Genomic DNA, 14947 nt, shown 5'->3' with positions numbered 1-14947 from the left:
CATCGCCCTACAACGTCATGATCGGCCGCAGCAACGCCTGACCCTCATACAATGCAGACAAATAACGTTCGCGCATTTGCTCCACGGTCATTCGCGATGCATGGGTGGTGAGCGTCAAGGTGGCCTGCAACTGCCCTTCGCGATCAATCAATGGCACGCTCAGCACCCGCATGCCCACTTCGTATTCCTGATCCACCAGGACGTAGCCACGCTGCGCCGCCAAAGCGATTTCGGCGCGGATCTGTTTTTCATCGGTGAGCGTGTAGGGGGTAATCGCTTGGGGCGGGTTGCGTGCGAAATACCCGTCCAGCGCTTCGCCAGACAAACTCGCCAGCCAGAGCCGGCCACTGCCGGTGCAATACATGGGCACCCGTGAGCCAGGCCGAATCGACATCGAGGTGATGTGGCTGTAGCGGCTGCGCACCACATGCACGATGTCATCCCCGTCGCGAATGCCCACCGACACATGCTCCTGGGTGGTTCGCGCCACCTGTTCGACGATCGGCCGCAGCATGCGCGGCAGCACCGCCGAATCGACATAGGCCTGGCCAATGCGCAGGGTCTTGGCGGTCAGCCAGTAGAAACGACCATCGGTCTGCGCGAAGTTGTCATGCACCAGCGTCAGCAGGAAACGTCGGGCGGCGCTCTGGGTCATGTCGGCCATGCGTGCCACCTCCGGCACACTCAGGCGTGGATGTTCCTGGGAAAACAGTTGCAACAACGCCAGGCCCTTTTGCAGGCCGACGATCAGGTCCCGTTGATGGATGGTGGGCTGCTTCATCGCGACGACTCTAATTCAGGCAAGCAATGCGATTATCGCATTGATGCTGCGATTATCAACTTAAACGCCCGCCGGCCTGATTGTCCGCTCCCCTCCCCGCTCGCACTATCGGCCCCACAACACAGCCAATAAGCGGGTACATCAAATGATTCAGGGTTCGACTGAACTGGTCGCCATCGTCGGCTCGCCTGTGACACAGGTCAAATCACCGGAAAACTTCAACCAATGGTTCGCTGGGCACCGGCAAAACGTTGCCATGCTGGCCATCGACCTTGCGCCGAGCGCCCTGCAGAACTTCGTCGAGACCTTGCGTGGCTGGCAGAACCTGCGCGGCTGCGTGGTCACCGTCCCCTACAAACAGCTACTGGCCGGCCGCCTGGACAGTGTCAGTGCGCGCTCGGCGGCGCTGGGTTCGGTCAACGTGATCCGGCGCGAGGCCGACGGCCGGCTGGTGGGCGATATCGTCGACGGCGAAGGTTTTCTCAGTGCGGCGCGCCAGCAGGGTTTCAATCCGCAAGACAAACAGGCGCTGGTGATCGGCACCGGCGGTGTCGGCAGTGCGATTGCTTATTCACTGTGCCAGGCCGGGATCCGTCATCTGGTCATCAGCGACTTGAGCGCGGAGCGCGTCGAGATGCTCGGCGAACTGTTGCGCGACACGTTTCCCGAGACAGTGATCAGCGCCAATCCCACCTCGCTTGAGCAGTTCGATCTGGTGGTCAACGCCTCGCCGGTCGGCATGGGCGCCACCAGCGAGGAAGGTCCGCTGCCATTGCCGCAAGGCCTGATGCAAAGCTTGCAAGCGTCGACGCTGGTTGCCGATGTCGTGACTTCGCCAGCGCTGACGCCGTTTCTCGTCTTCGCCCAAGGGCGTGGCTGTGCGATCCAGACCGGCCCGCAAATGGCCCTGGCGCAACTGAGCAACCTCGGCCACTTCATGGGCGTAACACCGCTGCAGATCTGATCTGCGGCCGTGTCCTTAACAGGCGATAGACGATGAACATGACGACTACCCAGCTCCCTGCCGGTGCCGACCGGGTCTACGACGTGATTGTCCTGGGCAGCGGCGCCGCCGGTTTCGCCGCGGCGGTGACCGCCAGTTGCCGCGGCCTCCAGGTCTTGCTGGTGGAAAAGACCGAAACCTTCGGCGGTACCTCGGCGATCTCCGGTGGCGCGATCTGGCTGCACGACACTGATCAGGCCCGGGCCGCCGGGTATCACCTGGGCGCCGACGAAATGCGCCGCTACCTCAAGGAGGTGATCGGGGCTGGCTACAACCCAGCGCTGATCGACGCCTTCATCGACAATGGCCGCGAAGCCTTGAGTTTTCTGCAGGCCCACAGCGAACTCAAATACAGCCTGCGGCCACTGTCGCCCGACTATTACCCGGACTTGCCCGGTGGCACGCAAACCGGTCGCGCCCTGGAAATCGACGAGTACGACGGGCGCAAGCTCGGTGAGCACTTCAACGACCTGAAGCGGCCACCGGACGGCATGCTGCTGTTCGGCGGCATGATGGTCAATCGTGTCGACATCCAGCACTTCCTCAGCTTCAAGCGCTCGCCGCAATCGCTCTGGCACTGCCTGAAACTGATGGGCCGATATGCTATTGATCGCCTCAGCCATCCACGCGGTACGCGCCTGACCGTAGGCAATGCCTTGATCGCCCGGCTGGCGACCACCGCCTTCGCCAACGGCGTCGACTTGTGGCTCGAGGCGACGCCCGACGCGCTGCTGATCGAACAGGGACGCGTAGAGGGCGTGCAGATCACCTGGCGCGGACAAACCCGCAAGGTATTGGCCAAGGGCGGTGTGGTATTGGCCATGGGCGGATTTGCCGCCGGCGCCCAAGCCGCGGCGCAGCGGCCAGCGACCGACTCGGAACACTGGAGCATGTCCCCGGCGGCCAATGTGGGGGACGGACAACGACTGGCCGCTGCGGTCAACGCGGCCATTGGCGACAACCTGTCGGCAAACTTCTTCTGGGCGCCGGTTTCGGTACTGCGCAAGGCCGACGGCAGCCTCGAGCGTTTTCCGCACCTGGTGACCGATCGGGCCAAACCCGGTGTGATCGCGGTCAACCGCGCCGGACGACGTTTCGTCAACGAGTCGGACTCCTATCACTGCTTCGTCCAAGGCATGTTCGCCAACGGCGGCGCGAATGCGCCCTGCTGGCTGATCTGTGACAGCGAAGCCTTGAACCGATACGGCATGGGCCTGGCCCGTCCGCGGCCGGTCGACAACAGCGCATTGATCGAAGCCGGTTACCTGCTGCGCGCAGACAGCCTCGCCGAACTGGCCCTTATCGCGGGCATCGATGCCACGGCCCTGGAGCAGACCCTGACGCAGTTCAACGCCGATGCAGTGCTTGGCGTCGACCGGCAGTTCGGCAAAGGCAGCAGCGCCTACAACCGCTACATGGGTGACCCGCTCCATGGACCCAACCCGTGCCTGAAGCCGTTGCACAAGGCGCCGTTCTACGCCATTCGCCTGTTTACCGGCGACCTCGGCTCTGCCCGCGGATTGGTCACCAACGGCCAGGCCAACGTGCTCGACCGCAGCGGTGCACCGATCCCCGGCCTGTACGCCGCCGGCAATGAAATGAATTCGATCATGGACGGCACCTACCCAGGCCCCGGCATCACCCTCGGCCCGGGCATCACCTTCGGCTACCTCGCCGCCAGTGATATCGCCGCCCGTCTTGAGCACAACACACACCCACACGCCCAAACTGGAGCTCCGCATGTACTACGAACTGCGCACCTACACGATTAAACCGACCCGCCTTGGCGACTGGCTGGCCCTGTACAAAACCGCGGCACTGGCCGTGCAACAAGAGCACCTGGGCAACCTGGTCGGTTTCTTCACCACCGAAATCGGCGAGGTCAACCAGGTGGTGCACATCTGGGCCTATACCAGCCTCGACGATCGCATGAACCGCCGCAACGCCATGGCCGCCGATCCGCGCTGGCAGGACTTCGCCAGGCAGAACAAGGCGCTCGACGCCGTGGTGACGCTGGAGTCGCGCTTGCTGCGCCCGACCGACTTTTCACCGTTGCAATAACCGTCCCCTGTAGGAGCGAGCATGCTCCTACAGTGAAAAGCCCAAATATGGAGGTCGCCATGAGCGTCTTGCCGTCGATGAATGTCGACGACCTTATCTGTGATGTCCTGGTCATCGGTTCCGGCGCCTCGGGCCTGGCGACTGCCGTCACCTGTGCCGAGCTCGGCCTCGACGTCATCGTGGTGGAAAAAGAGCCGGTGCTCGGCGGCACGAGTGCCTGGTCGGGCGGCTGGCTGTGGGTCCCACGCAACCCGTTGGCAGTCGCCGAAGGCGTCGTAGAAGAGCTCGAACAGGCGCGAATCTATATGCGCAACGAGCTGCACAGCGATGTGCTCGACCCGCGCATGGAGATGTTCCTCGAGCAGGGCCCGAAGATGGTCGAGTTTTTTCAGCGCCATACCGAAGTGCAGTTTTTCTCCGGCAGCAAGATGCCTGACTTTCATGCCAGCGAAGGTCATGCCCGAGGCGGCCGCTCGCTCTGCGCCCTGCCATTCGATGGTCGTCGACTGGGTCCGTGGATCGACAAGCTTCGGCGCCCGCTGGACCTCATCAGCCTCGCCGGAATGGGCATTGCCGGCGGCGCCGATCTCAACCACTTCCTCAATGCGACCCGCTCGGCAAGCTCACTGCTGTATGTCGGCAAACGCCTGTTGCGCCATGCCCGGGACCTGATGTGCCACGGCCGGGGCATGCACCTGGTGAACGGCAATGCCCTGGTCGCCCGGCTGTTGAAAAGCGCCCTGGATCGCAACGTCCGCCTGCTGACCGATACACAGGTAGGTGAGCTGCTGCGCGAGGACCAACGTGTGGTCGGCGCGCGTATCGACCGCGGCGCAGGCCTGCTCGAGATCCGTGCACGACGGGGTGTGGTGATGGCCTGCGGCGGCTTCCCCCACGACCGGCAACGTATTGCCCAGCAGTTCGCCCACGCCCCTGATGGCAGCGCACACTTGAGCGCTGCGCCCAAGGGCAATACCGGCGATGGCTTGCGCCTGGCTGAAAGCGTCGGCGCTCGCGTCGCCTGCGACCTGGCGCAGGCCGCTGCGTGGGCACCAGTGTCTCGCGTGCCGCGCGAAGACGGCAGCTTCAGTGGCTTTCCCCATCTGATGGATCGGGCGAAACCGGGTTTTCTCGCCGTGCGCCGGGATGGTCGACGCTTCGTCAACGAAGCAGACTCCTACCATGACTATATGTGCGCACTGTTCGATGCCTGCGGACCGGGAGAAACCCCGGTGTCCTGGTTGATTTGCGACCATCGCGCCCAGCGGCGCTATGGCCTGGGCTGGTCCAGGCCCTTTCCCTTCCCGACAGCGTCCTATGTGCGCATGGGCTACCTGTTCAAGGACTCGACCCTGGCAGGACTGGCACGCCAGTGTGGGATCGATGCGCAGCAACTGCAGGCCACGGTCGATACGTTCAATCAGTTTGCCGAGAAAGGCTGCGATCCGCAGTTTCGTCGCGGTGAGTCGCTGTACAACAAAAACCAGGGGGAAATCCTCCACGGTCCCAACCCGTCCCTTGGCAGCCTGCGCCAAGCCCCCTTCTACGCCGTGAAGCTGGTGCCTGGCAGCCTCGGCACCTTCGCCGGGCTGCACACCGACGCCTGTGCCCGGGTGCTGGACGACAATCAAGCGCCGATTCCAGGACTGTTCGCCGTGGGCAATGACATGAACAGCATCATGAACGGCCGTTACCCCAGCGGCGGCATTACCCTCGGGCCGGGCATGACGTTCGGCTACATTGCAGGAAGAACACTGGCAGGCTCAGCGGCGGGTCAATGAGTGCAACATCAAGCAGATGCCGGCCAGGGCGAGGGCTCAACGCAACTTCAGCGGATCGACCATCTGCGCCGCGATGGCCATGCCCACCAAGTCCGGCAACGTATTGGCCTGCATGCGTTTCATGACGCGCGCGCGATACAGGTCGACGGTTTTTGCACTCACGCCCAGTTGCTCGGCGATTTCGCGGGTGGTGTAACCCTGCACCAGCGGCAACAGGATATCGCGCTCGCGCGGGGTCAAGGTCAGCAAGCGCGCCTGCAAGGCTTCGTGGCCCTGGTTACCCGAACGGTGGGTGGCACAGTTGCTGAGTGCCTGTTGCACGCTGTCCAGCAACAGCTGTTCGTTGTAAGGCTTCTCGATAAAGTCATGGGCGCCGGCCTTGAACGCGCGCACCACGATCGGCACATCCGCGTGCCCGCTGACAAAGATGATCGGCAGGTTCAGTTGGCGCACGCGCATTTCTTCCTGCACGTTCAAGCCGCCCATACCGGGCATGCGCACATCCAGCAGCACGCAGGCGTCGAGGCTCGCATCGCAGGCGTCGAGGAATGCGACACCACTGGTGAACGGCAGGGCCTTGAGCCCGACCGACTCCAGGAGCCAGACCGTCGACTCGAGCATGCCCTGGTCATCATCGACCACGTACACCACCTGCTCCGTTACACCTGCCATTACCTGATTCCTATTGTTGTTTTGTTAGGCCGGCCAGCGGCAAGCGGCAACACATCAGCAGCCCGACAGGCTGGCGCCGGGCATTCAATTCGCCACCGAAACCTTCGATGATGCTGCGGCTCATGGACAGACCGAGCCCCAGGCCATCGGCCTTGCTGGTGTAGAAGGGGGTAAAGATCTGCTGAAGTTGCGGTTCGCTGACGCCCGGCCCCTGATCTTGCACATGGATCTCCACGCACGTGCCACTGCCCTGCCCCACGGTCATCACGATCACCGAAGGCTGCCCGGGATGTTGCTCACGGTTGGCATCGATGGCGTTACGCAACAGGTTGAGCAGCACCTGTTCCAGCAACACGCGGTCGGCATAAACGGGCGGCAGATTATCCGGCAGTCGATCCTCGATTGTCACTTGGCAATTGCTCGCCTCCCAGGCACATAAACGCACAGCTTCGCGGGCCACGTCAGTCAGGTTCAGCGCCTGCATGCGACGTTGTCCCTTGCGTAAAAAGGCGCGTAGCCGCCGAATCACTTCGGAGGCGTGGGTGGCGTGATGGGTAATGCGCTCCAGGCCCTGGGTCACTCTTGCTGCCGCTTGAGGATTGGAGTCCAGTGTCTGCAGGTAGCGCAGGCTCGCGTTCGCATAATTGACCACGGCCGCCAGCGGCTGGTTGATTTCGTGGGCGATTCCCGAAGCCAGTTCACCCAGGGTGACCAGGCGTGCGGTGTGCGCCAGTTCATCCTGATGACGCCGCTGTTGCGCTTCGCGCAGTTCGCGCTCGGTCATGTCACGCGCGACCAATGAGTAATAGCGCTCGCCGCTGGCGGAACGGTGCGCCAGCAACACCAGCGACACCGGCACCGATGTGCCGCCGTCCGGTGGTTGCAGGCGCGCATCGGTGCTCCATACACCGTCGCGCTCGGCGCTGTGCCAACCGTCGCGCTGCAGGCGCGCAAGGTCTGCGCTGGCGAACAACGTAGCCAGGGCCGGCATGGGTTGTTGCTCATCAATCCCGAGGATGCGGCGTGCGGCTGGATTGAGGTAAGTGACCAGGCCCCCGGGAGCGATGAACAACACCGGATCGATGTTGGCCTCGACCACTTCGGCCAGGCGTCGCTTGTTCTCCTCGGCCTGCACGCGGGCCGTAACGTCACGGGACACGCAGACGATTTCAACCACCGCGCCGGTGTAGGTTTCCCGGATCGCCCGGCTGGCCGTTTCGAACCACAGGTAATGGCCGTCGCGATGGCGGATGCGGTACGTCATGGTGTGATAACCATCCTGCTCCAGCGCATCGCGCGCACGCTGCACGAGACCGGCCAGGTCCTGGCCATGGAACAGGCCCTGGGCCATTTGCCCGCGCAGTGCTTCGGGCCAATAGCCGAGCAAGGTCCAGGAGGCCGGTGACGCATCGATCACACGCCCATCCGGTGTGTGGCGGGAAATCAGGTCGGTGGTGTTTTCGATGATCAGCCGGTAAAGCCGTCGTGCAGTGGCCGCCTCACGCTCTGCCAGCACCTGCGCCGTGGCGTCGCGGCAACGGGCGAGCACCCGGTTTTCCTGTGGGTCGGGGATGAAGGTCCAGATCAGGACCTGTTTCTCAAACTGAGCCTCGACGCCTTCGACAGCACGTTGCTGGGTCAGGCAGGCACGCACCAGCTCTCGGTGATTGACCGGTAAAAAACCCAGCACATCGCCCAGCGATTTTTCCGCGAGCAGCGCCATCAGTGCCGCGTTGAACTCCAGCGGTCGACCTTGCGCGTCGAGCAACAGGCTCGGTTGCGGGTCGAGGCCCAGCAGAGGCGAACCGCGCAGCATGCCGTTGACACTGCTCAGCAGCGTCGTCAGCAAATCCCGGACCCAGCCCAGCCAATCGAGACTCACACCCTCGCGCACTTGCACCAGCAACAAGCCCGGCTGCCCGGGCGTCAAGGCCAGGTCGAACACCTGGCCATGGCTGATCGCGGCCCGGCGCAACCGGCCGGACAACCAGCAATCGAGTTGACGCACTTCAGCCAGGGCCAGGCGCCCTGTGTCTGCCAGAAGATCGAAGAGCAATTGGTCGCTGGCCAGCGCAGGGTCGCCAAGTCCCGGTGGAAACTGCTGGGCCGTGCCCTCATGGCGGTAGATTCGCGAAGGCGGCTGCCAACTCAGGTACACCGCCCGCTGCACTTCGGGACAGTCCTGCAGCGCCAGACACAACGCATCAGCCCGGGCGGCCAGGGACACACTCTCGCGCTGCAGGCGCAACCAACTGTGCAATCGAACGGGAGTAACGGTCATTACGCGCCCACTTTGTCAGGGAAACCAAGCCTATACCAACTTGGAAGGTCGGTGGCGTCGACTCAGAATCAGAAGAATCACATATAGTACATATAGTACATATACTATAGTGCTTAGGTTGTATTTCCATATAACAGACAAAATATTATATAACGTCATCCGGACTTAGAAGGTGACCTCGGCGACTACGCCGCAAGGTCAGCCATAGAGCTAACAATCAGCCAACGAGTATCCGTACATGTCTATCTATGACCAGGGCCTGGGCCCTTCGGCTGTCAATCACATTGCCCTCTCGCCGCTCAGTTTCATCGAGCGCACCGCCAGTACCTACCCGAACCACCCTGCCGTTATCCACGGTTCGATTCGCCGTACCTGGGCCCAGACCTACACCCGTTGCCGCCGCCTGGCCTCGGCGCTGGCCGGTCGCGGCATCGGCAAGGACGACACGGTGGCGGTGATGCTGCCCAATATTCCCGAGATGCTGGAAGTGCATTTCGGCGTGCCGATGATCGGTGCCGTGCTCAACCCGCTCAACGTCCGGCTGGATGCCGAAGCGATCGCATTCATGCTCCAGCATGGCGAAGCCAAAGTGCTGATCACCGACCGCGAGTTCCATGACGTGATCAAGGCGGCGCTTGGCATGCTCGATCACCCACCCCTGGTGATCGACGTCAATGACCCGGAATACGGCGAAGGCCAGGCCGCGAGCGACCTGGATTACGAAGCGCTGTTGGCCGAAGGCGACCCGGCGTTTGACTGGAAATGGCCGCTCGACGAGTGGCAGGCCATTTCGCTGAACTACACGTCAGGCACCACCGGCAATCCCAAGGGGGTGGTCTACCACCATCGCGGCGCTTACCTGAGCGCGCTTGGCAACCAGATGACCTGGGCCATCGGCAATCATCCGGTGTACCTCTGGACGTTGCCGATGTTCCATTGCAACGGCTGGTGCTACCCGTGGACCATCACGGCCCTGGCAGGCGTGCACGTGTTCCTGCGCCGGGTCGACCCGCAGAGAATCCTCACGTTGATCCGCGAGCATCAGGTCACTCACCTGTGCGGTGCGCCGATCGTGCTCAATGCATTGGTCAACATGCCGGAGTCGGCGAAAGCGGCCATCGATCACCCGGTCAATGCCTTGGTCGCGGGCGCTGCGCCACCGGCCAAAGTGATCGGTGCCGTCGAAGAGATGGGCATCAAGGTCACGCACGTATTTGGCCTGACCGAAACCTATGGCCCGGTGACGGTCTGCGCCTGGCACGCCGAATGGGATGAGTTACCCCTGGAGCAGCGGGCGCAAATCAAGTCGCGACAGGGTGTGCGCTTCCCGACACTGGAAGGCGTGATGGTCGGCGACTGCACAACGCTGGAACCAACCCCGCGCGATGGCCAGACGATCGGTGAGATTTTCCTGCGCGGCAACACGGTGATGAAGGGCTACCTGAAGAACCCGACCGCCACTGCCGAAGCGTTCGAAGGTGGCTGGTTCCACACCGGTGACCTGGCGGTCTGGCATCCCGACGGGTACGTCGAAATCAAGGACCGACTCAAGGACATCATCATCTCCGGTGGCGAGAACATCTCCACCATCGAGCTCGAAGGCGTGCTCTATCGCCATCCCGCTGTGATGGAAGCCGCCGTGGTCGCCCGTCCCGATGAGAAATGGGGCGAAACGCCCTGCGCCTTCATCACCTTGAAGGCGGATCACCAGGACGTTCGAGAGGCTGACATCATCGCTTTCTGCCGTGAGCATCTGGCCGGGTTCAAGGTCCCGCGCACCGTGATCTTCACGCTCTTGCCCAAGACGTCCACTGGCAAGATCCAGAAGTACGTGCTGCGCGACCGGGCCAAGGCGCTCTAATCCCTTCTACCATGCTTGCATCAAGCAGCAGGTCTGCACCTGCTGCTTGGGGGTCGTGCAGGCCACATTCGGCTGTGCCCGTGACACAACCGTCCCAACGAGGTTTACGTTATGCCAGAATTCAAAGCCCCCCTGCGTGACTTGCGCTTTGTGCTGCACGAAGTGTTCGAGGCCCCGGCCCTGTGGGCGCGCCTGCCCGCCTTGGCCGACAGCATCGACGCGGACACCGCGGATGCCATTCTTGAGGAGGCGGCAAAAGTCACCGCGCACCTGATTGCGCCCCTCAATCGTAGCGGCGACGAAGAAGGCGCACAGTGGCATGAGGGTCGAGTCAGCACCCCCAGCGGTTTCAAACAGGCTTACGCAACCTACATCAAAGGCGGCTGGGTAGGACTGTCCGGCAACGCCGAGTTCGGTGGCATGGGCATGCCAAAAATGCTGGCCGTGCAATTCGAAGAGATGCTCTATGGCGCCAACTCAAGTTTTGCGCTGTATTCGGCCTTGAGCGCCGGCGCCTGCCTGGCACTGGATGCCCACGCCAGCGACACCCTGAAAAATCTCTATCTGCCACCGATGTACGAAGGCCGCTGGGCCGGCTCCATGTGCCTGACCGAAGCCCATGCGGGCACCGACCTTGGGCTGATCCGCACCCGCGCCGAACCTGAGGCTGACGGCAGCTACAAGATCACCGGCAGCAAGATCTTCATCACCGGGGGCGACCAGGACCTGACCGAAAACATCGTTCATCTGGTACTGGCCAAACTGCCGAATGCACCGGCGGGTCCGAAAGGCATTTCGCTGTTCGTCGTGCCTAAAGTGCTGGTCAATGCCGACGGCTCGCTTGGCGCTGCCAACGCCGTGAGTTGCGGTTCCATCGAACACAAGATGGGCATCAAGGCCTCAGCCACCTGCGTGATGAACTTCGACGGTGCCAGTGGCTGGTTGATCGGTGAAGAGAACAAAGGCCTGGCGGCGATGTTCACCATGATGAATTACGAACGCCTGTCCATCGGCATTCAGGGCATCGGCTGCGCCGAGGCGTCCTACCAGAGTGCCGTCGCCTACGCGCGTGAACGCCTTCAGAGTCGGGCCCCCACGGGCGCCGTGGCGGCGGACAAACCGGCCGACCCGATCATCGTTCACCCGGATGTGCGGCGCATGCTGCTGGGCATGAAAGCCATGACCGAAGGCGGCCGCGCGTTCGCCAGCTATGTCGGGCAACAACTGGACCTGGCGAAGTTTTCCGCAGATGCCGGCGAGCGCGACAGTGCGCAGGTCCTGGTCGCGCTGCTGACGCCCGTGGCCAAGGCATTTTTCACCGATAGCGGCCTGGAAAGCTGCATCAATGGCCAGCAGGTTTTCGGCGGCCACGGCTACATTCGCGAATGGGGCCAGGAACAATTGGTCCGTGATGTGCGCATCGCGCAAATCTACGAAGGCACCAATGGCATCCAGGCACTGGATTTGCTCGGGCGCAAAGTGCTCGCCGACAAAGGCCTCGCACTGCGCCAGTTCACCGGCGAGATCCGCCGCTTCGCGGCACAGCCTGACGCCCCCTATGCCACGCAACTGCTGGATGTCGTGCAGCGGCTGGAGGACATCAGCGACTGGCTCCACGACAGAGCGGCAAGCAACCGCAACGAAGTCGGCGCGGCGTCGGTGGAGTATTTGCACCTGTTCGGTTACGTCGCCTACGCCTGGCTCTGGTCGCGCATGGCTCAGGTTGCGCGGCAAAAACGCAGCGAAGACGAAGATTTCTACGACGCGAAAATCGCCACCGCCGACTTTTACTTCCAGCGCTTGCTTCCACGCACCTTGAGCCTTGAGCAATCCATTCGGGCAGGTAGCGACTCGTTGTATGGCCTGCGCGCTGAACAATTCTGATTGAGCGACGCCATGGCGCTCTGGCGGGCGTTGCACTAATTGCAACGCCTGCCTAGAACTTTTCCTTGATTGTCGGTCTATTTGGATAGGCTCATCCGCTCGGTAGGCGCGAACCCGCAGGCTTCGCGCAGCCAGATGGCCACACGTCCAATTGCCAATCAGAGGTTGTCTTCGCTCATGAAATTCCATGTCCCACGGATGGTGCTCCTCGGCCTGTTCGCGTTCGCGGCAATGGGCTCGGCATCAGCAACACAGATGAAGACTTCAACCCCTGTTTTCGCCCCCCCAGTCACAGCCGTCCAGGCGCCCGTGCGGGCCGCCGACACCCCCTGGCCGACCTTGGCCAGCACGGCCGACAAGCAGCCAGGAGCGTTGCTTGCCCATGACGATCGATACTGGCACGACGGTCGTTGGCATGATCGCCGGGACGAATGGCGTCGAGACGAATGGCGCAGGGCCCAGTGGCGCAGAGAGCAAGCCCGCCGGGAAGCCGAACGCCACCGCTATTGGGAGCGCCACCGCGACCGGGACACGCGCTACCGCTACGACGACGATCGCCGCTACTATCGTCGCTAGCGCCAGGCTACGCGACTTCGTTTAAAAACAGGGAGCGAAGGACATGACCATCAAGCGCATGGACAACGTCCTGATCGTTGTCGACGATCTCGAAGCGGTGAAGGCATTCTTTATCGCGTTGGGTCTCACGCTCGAAGGCCAAACCACCGTTGAAGGGGCTGCTGTCGGCAGCCTCATTGGACTGGGCAACGTGCGAGCCACCCTCGCGATGCTGCGCACCGCCGACGGACAGGGCATTGAACTGGACAAGTTCCACACCCCGGACGCCGTCCGGTTCGGCCCCGTGAACACGCCAATGAACGCCCTGGGTCTTCGTCGCATCATGTTTGCCGTCGATGACATCGATGCGCTCGTGACACAGATGCAAGCCCATGGCGCCGAATTGATTGGCCAGATGCAGTACGAAACATCGTACCGGCTCGCCTATGTTCGTGGGCCTGAGGGCATCATCGTCGGGCTTGCGGAGCAACTCGGCTAATGCGTGTGCGGTTTTATCAGACCGCTGCACAATGCCTGCGTTCGGCAATCGTGGTTAACGGGCGCTCGCGATCAAAAGCAGAGCGTGGCGGCCTGTCCGCGTTGTTATCGTTCCCATGCTCCGCGTGGGAACGATCGCAACGCGGACAGATCTGCGATCAGGTCGGCTCTAAGGCCGCCTCGTTTTGGCTTTTGAACGCGTACATTCAGACAATCCCCCGATCGCTGCGCGCCCTCAGGCAGACTTCAACGCAAACCGCGAAACCGGGCGACTCAGACCGTAATGCTCGCGTAGCGTGGTACCCGTATAGTCCTCGCGAAACAGCCTGCGCTTGCGCAGGATCGGCAACACTTCATCGAGAAACACTTCAAAGCCCTCGGGAAATGCCGGCGGCATCACGTTGAAACCATCGGCGGCGCCGCTGCGGAACCACTGTTCGATCAGGTCGGCGATTTGCACCGGCGTGCCTACCGGCACCCAATGCCCGCGAGCACCGGCCAGGCGGTTGATCAGTTGGCGCAAGGTCGGTTGCTCGCGGTCGACTATATCGATGACCAGCTTGAAGCGACTCGCCTGGCTCTCACTGCCTTCAAAGTTGACCAAATGACGAGGGAAAGGCGCATCCAGATCCTGACCGGACAGGTCGACACCCAGCAGTCGGCGCAGCTGGCCCAGGGCAACGTGCGGCAGTACCAGGTCGTTGAGTTCATCGAACTTGCGCTGGGCTTCCGCTTCGGTGCTGCCGATGTAGGGGCTGATACCCGGGAGAATTTTCAGCTGGCGCGGGTCGCGCCCCACTGCCCTCGCCCGCCCGCGGATATCGTTGGCGAATTCGGTCGCGCTTTGCAGGGTCTGGTGCGCGGTGAAGATCGCTTCGGCATGCCTTGATGCGAAATCACGGCCGTCCTCGGACGAGCCGGCCTGCACTTGCACCGGCCGTCCTTGCGGAGAGCGTGGTGAGTTAAATGGGCCCTTGACCTGGTAGTGCGTACCCACGTGGTTGATCGAGTGCACTTTCGCACCGTTGGCGAACACCCCGGTGGCCTTGTCCAGCACCAGCGCATCGTCCTCCCAGCTGTCCCACAGGTCACCCACCACCTGCACGAATTCTTCGGCCTTGGCATAGCGGTCATGGGCCGACGGATGCTGGTCCAGGCCGAAGTTGGCGGCGGCGGCCGCCAGGGACGTGGTGACAATGTTCCAGCCGGCGCGGCCCTTGCTCAGATGGTCCAGCGCACTGAACGAACGCGCCAGGTTGTATGGCTCGCTGTAGGTGGTGCTGGCCGTGGCGATCAGGCCGATGCGTTGGGTCACCGCCGCGATGGCCGCCAGCCAGGTCACTGGTTCGAAACGTATGCGCACACCTTCGCGATCGCTTTCGGCCAGGGATGGCGAATCGGCAAAGAAGATCGCATCGAGCTTTTCCCGTTCCGCTCTCAGTGCAAGCTGTTGGTAGTGAGCGATGTCCATGGACGCTTCCGGCACCGACTGTGGGTGACGCCAGGCGGCTTCGTGATGACCATTGGGGTAGATGAAGAGGTTGAGGCTGAGCTGACGTTCGGACATTTC

At 62.5% G+C, this 14947-nt stretch carries 12 protein-coding genes; 8 read left to right on the top strand and 4 right to left on the bottom strand.

Annotated elements, in window-relative coordinates; genetic code table 11:
• Positions 1 to 7 precede the first annotated feature (7 nt).
• The gene (locus HGP31_RS10505; RefSeq protein WP_168757652.1) at positions 8 to 781 is read right to left on the bottom strand and encodes an IclR family transcriptional regulator domain-containing protein; all 774 of its coding nucleotides are present in this window, start codon (positions 779 to 781) and stop codon (positions 8 to 10) included.
• Positions 782 to 926: 145 nt separating this feature from the next.
• On the opposite strand from HGP31_RS10505, the gene HGP31_RS10500 reads away from it, so the two are divergent.
• The 4 genes from HGP31_RS10500 to HGP31_RS10485 are packed head-to-tail and all read left to right on the top strand — an operon-like array spanning position 927 to position 5626.
• Complete coding sequence (locus tag HGP31_RS10500) at positions 927 to 1745, top strand: shikimate dehydrogenase family protein (RefSeq protein ID WP_168757651.1); 819 nt, start codon at positions 927 to 929, stop codon at positions 1743 to 1745.
• 32 nt (positions 1746 to 1777) lie between these two features.
• Positions 1778 to 3556: an FAD-dependent oxidoreductase gene (locus HGP31_RS10495; RefSeq protein ID WP_168757650.1), complete on the top strand. Its 1779-nt coding sequence runs from the start codon at positions 1778 to 1780 to the stop codon at positions 3554 to 3556.
• Positions 3525 to 3845 carry an NIPSNAP family protein gene (locus HGP31_RS10490; RefSeq protein ID WP_020800477.1) on the top strand — a complete coding sequence of 107 codons (321 nt, stop codon included), beginning with the start codon at positions 3525 to 3527 and terminating at the stop codon, positions 3843 to 3845. The genes HGP31_RS10495 and HGP31_RS10490 overlap by 32 nt, the downstream gene beginning before the upstream one ends.
• A 59-nt stretch (positions 3846 to 3904) precedes the next feature.
• The gene (locus tag HGP31_RS10485) at positions 3905 to 5626 is read left to right on the top strand and encodes an FAD-dependent oxidoreductase (RefSeq protein ID WP_240963533.1); all 1722 of its coding nucleotides are present in this window, start codon (positions 3905 to 3907) and stop codon (positions 5624 to 5626) included.
• Positions 5627 to 5662: 36 nt separating this feature from the next.
• Here the strand turns inward: HGP31_RS10485 and HGP31_RS10480 are convergent, their stop codons facing one another.
• On the bottom strand, positions 5663 to 6298 hold the full coding sequence (locus HGP31_RS10480) for a response regulator transcription factor (protein WP_020800475.1): 636 nt from the start codon (positions 6296 to 6298) through the stop codon (positions 5663 to 5665).
• A 10-nt stretch (positions 6299 to 6308) separates the two neighbouring features.
• A complete protein-coding gene (locus tag HGP31_RS10475; protein ID WP_168757649.1) occupies positions 6309 to 8579 on the bottom strand; it encodes a PAS domain-containing sensor histidine kinase in 2271 nt (756 codons plus the stop codon).
• A 238-nt stretch (positions 8580 to 8817) separates the two neighbouring features.
• Here HGP31_RS10475 and HGP31_RS10470 point away from each other — a divergent pair, with 238 nt between their 5' ends.
• The 4 genes from HGP31_RS10470 (at position 8818) to HGP31_RS10455 (ending at position 13378) form a co-directional block, all read left to right on the top strand.
• Positions 8818 to 10440 carry an acyl-CoA synthetase gene (locus HGP31_RS10470; protein ID WP_168757648.1) on the top strand — a complete coding sequence of 541 codons (1623 nt, stop codon included), beginning with the start codon at positions 8818 to 8820 and terminating at the stop codon, positions 10438 to 10440.
• 111 nt (positions 10441 to 10551) lie between these two features.
• Positions 10552 to 12324: an acyl-CoA dehydrogenase C-terminal domain-containing protein gene (locus HGP31_RS10465; RefSeq protein ID WP_168757647.1), complete on the top strand. Its 1773-nt coding sequence runs from the start codon at positions 10552 to 10554 to the stop codon at positions 12322 to 12324.
• A 177-nt stretch (positions 12325 to 12501) separates the two neighbouring features.
• A complete protein-coding gene (locus tag HGP31_RS10460; RefSeq protein WP_168757646.1) occupies positions 12502 to 12900 on the top strand; it encodes a hypothetical protein in 399 nt (132 codons plus the stop codon).
• Between the two features lie 43 nt (positions 12901 to 12943).
• Positions 12944 to 13378, top strand: a complete 435-nt coding sequence (locus tag HGP31_RS10455; protein WP_168757645.1) for a VOC family protein — start codon at positions 12944 to 12946, stop codon at positions 13376 to 13378.
• Positions 13379 to 13612: 234 nt separating this feature from the next.
• On the opposite strand, the gene HGP31_RS10450 is transcribed toward HGP31_RS10455, so the two are convergent.
• A complete protein-coding gene (locus HGP31_RS10450; protein ID WP_083348662.1) occupies positions 13613 to 14944 on the bottom strand; it encodes an LLM class flavin-dependent oxidoreductase in 1332 nt (443 codons plus the stop codon).
• Positions 14945 to 14947: the final 3 nt, after the last annotated feature.

Source organism: Pseudomonas umsongensis (assembly GCF_012647205.1).
Taxonomy (GTDB): Bacteria; Pseudomonadota; Gammaproteobacteria; order Pseudomonadales; family Pseudomonadaceae; genus Aquipseudomonas; species Aquipseudomonas umsongensis.
This window is presented reverse-complemented; position numbering and strand designations above follow the sequence as displayed.

What these genes read in the sequence shown, in the direction of transcription:
- HGP31_RS10505 (WP_168757652.1), bottom strand. Translation starts at nt 781, where the DNA reads ATGAAGCAGCCCACCATCCATCAACGGGACCTGATCGTCGGCCTGCAA.
- HGP31_RS10500 (WP_168757651.1), top strand. Translation starts at nt 927, where the DNA reads ATGATTCAGGGTTCGACTGAACTGGTCGCCATCGTCGGCTCGCCTGTG.
- HGP31_RS10495 (WP_168757650.1), top strand. Translation starts at nt 1,778, where the DNA reads ATGAACATGACGACTACCCAGCTCCCTGCCGGTGCCGACCGGGTCTAC.
- HGP31_RS10490 (WP_020800477.1), top strand. Translation starts at nt 3,525, where the DNA reads ATGTACTACGAACTGCGCACCTACACGATTAAACCGACCCGCCTTGGC.
- HGP31_RS10485 (WP_240963533.1), top strand. Translation starts at nt 3,905, where the DNA reads ATGAGCGTCTTGCCGTCGATGAATGTCGACGACCTTATCTGTGATGTC.
- HGP31_RS10480 (WP_020800475.1), bottom strand. Translation starts at nt 6,298, where the DNA reads ATGGCAGGTGTAACGGAGCAGGTGGTGTACGTGGTCGATGATGACCAG.
- HGP31_RS10475 (WP_168757649.1), bottom strand. Translation starts at nt 8,579, where the DNA reads ATGACCGTTACTCCCGTTCGATTGCACAGTTGGTTGCGCCTGCAGCGC.
- HGP31_RS10470 (WP_168757648.1), top strand. Translation starts at nt 8,818, where the DNA reads ATGTCTATCTATGACCAGGGCCTGGGCCCTTCGGCTGTCAATCACATT.
- HGP31_RS10465 (WP_168757647.1), top strand. Translation starts at nt 10,552, where the DNA reads ATGCCAGAATTCAAAGCCCCCCTGCGTGACTTGCGCTTTGTGCTGCAC.
- HGP31_RS10460 (WP_168757646.1), top strand. Translation starts at nt 12,502, where the DNA reads ATGAAATTCCATGTCCCACGGATGGTGCTCCTCGGCCTGTTCGCGTTC.
- HGP31_RS10455 (WP_168757645.1), top strand. Translation starts at nt 12,944, where the DNA reads ATGACCATCAAGCGCATGGACAACGTCCTGATCGTTGTCGACGATCTC.
- HGP31_RS10450 (WP_083348662.1), bottom strand. Translation starts at nt 14,944, where the DNA reads ATGTCCGAACGTCAGCTCAGCCTCAACCTCTTCATCTACCCCAATGGT.